At 52.3% G+C, this 2,964-nt stretch carries 1 rRNA gene; it reads left to right on the plus strand.

The annotated features are described in order from the left end of the window. Positions 1-23 precede the first annotated feature (23 nt). Positions 24-2,959: ribosomal RNA gene (locus tag ACH6EI_RS27650) — 23S ribosomal RNA — on the plus strand. Positions 2,960-2,964: the final 5 nt, after the last annotated feature.

Consider the following 2,964-nt stretch of genomic DNA (forward strand, 5'->3'; position numbering starts at 1 on the left):
TGTTGTACCATTTATTCGCTAATGGTTAAGTTAGAAAGGGCGCACGGTGAATGCCTTGGCACTAGGAGCCGATGAAGGACGGGACTAACACCGATATGCTTCGGGGAGCTGTAAGTGAGCTTTGATCCGGAGATTTCCGAATGGGGAAACCCACTGTTCGTAATGGAACAGTATCTTTATCTGAATACATAGGATATTGAAGGCAGACCCGGGGAACTGAAACATCTAAGTACCCGGAGGAAGAGAAAGCAAATGCGATTTCCTGAGTAGCGGCGAGCGAAACGGAATTAGCCCAAACCAAGAGGCTTGCCTCTTGGGGTTGTAGGACACTCTATACGGAGTTACAAAGGAACGAAGTAAATGAAGCGACCTGGAAAGGTCCGTCGAAGAAGGTAACAACCCTGTAGTTGAAACTTCGTTCCCTCTTGAGTGGATCCTGAGTACGGCGGAACACGTGAAATTCCGTCGGAAGCTGGGAGGACCATCTCCCAAGGCTAAATACTACCTAGTGACCGATAGTGAACCAGTACCGTGAGGGAAAGGTGAAAAGCACCCCGGAAGGGGAGTGAAAGAGATCCTGAAACCGTGTGCCTACAAGTAGTCAGAGCCCGTTAACGGGTGATGGCGTGCCTTTTGTAGAATGAACCGGCGAGTTACGATCCCATGCAAGGTTAAGCTGATAAGGCGGAGCCGTAGCGAAAGCGAGTCTGAATAGGGCGTTTAGTATGTGGTTGTAGACCCGAAACCAGGTGATCTACCCATGTCCAGGGTGAAGTTCAGGTAACACTGAATGGAGGCCCGAACCCACGCACGTTGAAAAGTGCGGGGATGAGGTGTGGGTAGCGGAGAAATTCCAATCGAACCTGGAGATAGCTGGTTCTCTCCGAAATAGCTTTAGGGCTAGCCTCATGTTGTGAGAGTCTTGGAGGTAGAGCACTGATTGGACTAGGGGCCCCCAACGGGTTACCGAATTCAGTCAAACTCCGAATGCCAAAGACTTATCCATGGGAGTCAGACTGCGAGTGATAAGATCCGTAGTCAAAAGGGAAACAGCCCAGACCACCAGCTAAGGTCCCCAAGTATACGTTAAGTGGAAAAGGATGTGGAGTTGCTTAGACAACCAGGATGTTGGCTTAGAAGCAGCCACCATTTAAAGAGTGCGTAATAGCTCACTGGTCGAGTGACTCTGCGCCGAAAATGTACCGGGGCTAAACGTATCACCGAAGCTGTGGATTGACATCTTTGATGTCAGTGGTAGGAGAGCGTTCTAAGTGCTGTGAAGTCAGACCGTAAGGACTGGTGGAGCGCTTAGAAGTGAGAATGCCGGTATGAGTAGCGAAAGACAAGTGAGAATCTTGTCCACCGAATGCCTAAGGTTTCCTGAGGAAGGCTCGTCCGCTCAGGGTTAGTCGGGACCTAAGCCGAGGCTGAAAAGCGTAGGCGATGGCCAACAGGTTGATATTCCTGTACCACCTCCCCGCCGTTTGAGTAATGGGGGGACGCAGTAGGATAGGGTAAGCGCGCTGCTGGATATGCGCGTTCAAGCAGTTAGGCTGATGAGTAGGCAAATCCGCTCATCATAAAGGCTGAGCTGTGATGACGAGGGAATTATAGTACCGAAGTTCCTGATTCCACACTGCCAAGAAAAGCCTCTAGCGAGGCGGGAGGTGCCCGTACCGCAAACCGACACAGGTAGGCGAGGAGAGAATCCTAAGGTGATCGAGAGAACTCTCGTTAAGGAACTCGGCAAAATGACCCCGTAACTTCGGGAGAAGGGGTGCTCTGGTAGGGTGTATAGCCCGAGAGAGCCGCAGTGAATAGGCCCAGGCGACTGTTTAGCAAAAACACAGGTCTCTGCGAAGCCGCAAGGCGAAGTATAGGGGCTGACGCCTGCCCGGTGCTGGAAGGTTAAGAGGAGGGGTTATCCTTTGGGAGAAGCTCTGAATCGAAGCCCCAGTAAACGGCGGCCGTAACTATAACGGTCCTAAGGTAGCGAAATTCCTTGTCGGGTAAGTTCCGACCCGCACGAAAGGCGTAACGATCTGGGCACTGTCTCAACGAGAGACTCGGTGAAATTATAGTACCTGTGAAGATGCAGGTTACCCGCGACAGGACGGAAAGACCCCGTGGAGCTTTACTGTAGCCTGATATTGAATTTTGGTACAGCTTGTACAGGATAGGTAGGAGCCTGAGAAGCCGGAGCGCTAGCTTCGGTGGAGGCGTCGGTGGGATACTACCCTGGCTGTATTGAAATTCTAACCCGCGGCCCTGATCGGGCCGGGAGACAGTGTCAGGTGGGCAGTTTGACTGGGGCGGTCGCCTCCTAAAATGTAACGGAGGCGCCCAAAGGTTCCCTCAGAATGGTTGGAAATCATTCGTAGAGTGTAAAGGCACAAGGGAGCTTGACTGCGAGACCTACAAGTCGAGCAGGGACGAAAGTCGGGCTTAGTGATCCGGTGGTTCCGCATGGAAGGGCCATCGCTCAACGGATAAAAGCTACCCCGGGGATAACAGGCTTATCTCCCCCAAGAGTCCACATCGACGGGGAGGTTTGGCACCTCGATGTCGGCTCATCGCATCCTGGGGCTGTAGTCGGTCCCAAGGGTTGGGCTGTTCGCCCATTAAAGCGGTACGCGAGCTGGGTTCAGAACGTCGTGAGACAGTTCGGTCCCTATCCGTCGTGGGCGTAGGAAATTTGAGAGGAGCTGTCCTTAGTACGAGAGGACCGGGATGGACACACCGCTGGTGTACCAGTTGTCTTGCCAAAGGCATCGCTGGGTAGCTATGTGTGGACGGGATAAGTGCTGAAAGCATCTAAGCATGAAGCCCCCCTCAAGATGAGATTTCCCATAGCGCAAGCTAGTAAGATCCCTGAAAGATGATCAGGTTGATAGGTCAGAGGTGGAAGCGTGGCGACATGTGTAGCTGACTGATACTAATCGATCGAGGACTTAACCAAACTTT

Origin of the sequence: Priestia sp. JSM ZJ58 (assembly GCF_044383985.1) — a bacterium.
Taxonomy (GTDB): Bacteria; Bacillota; Bacilli; order Bacillales; family Bacillaceae_H; genus Priestia; species Priestia zanthoxyli.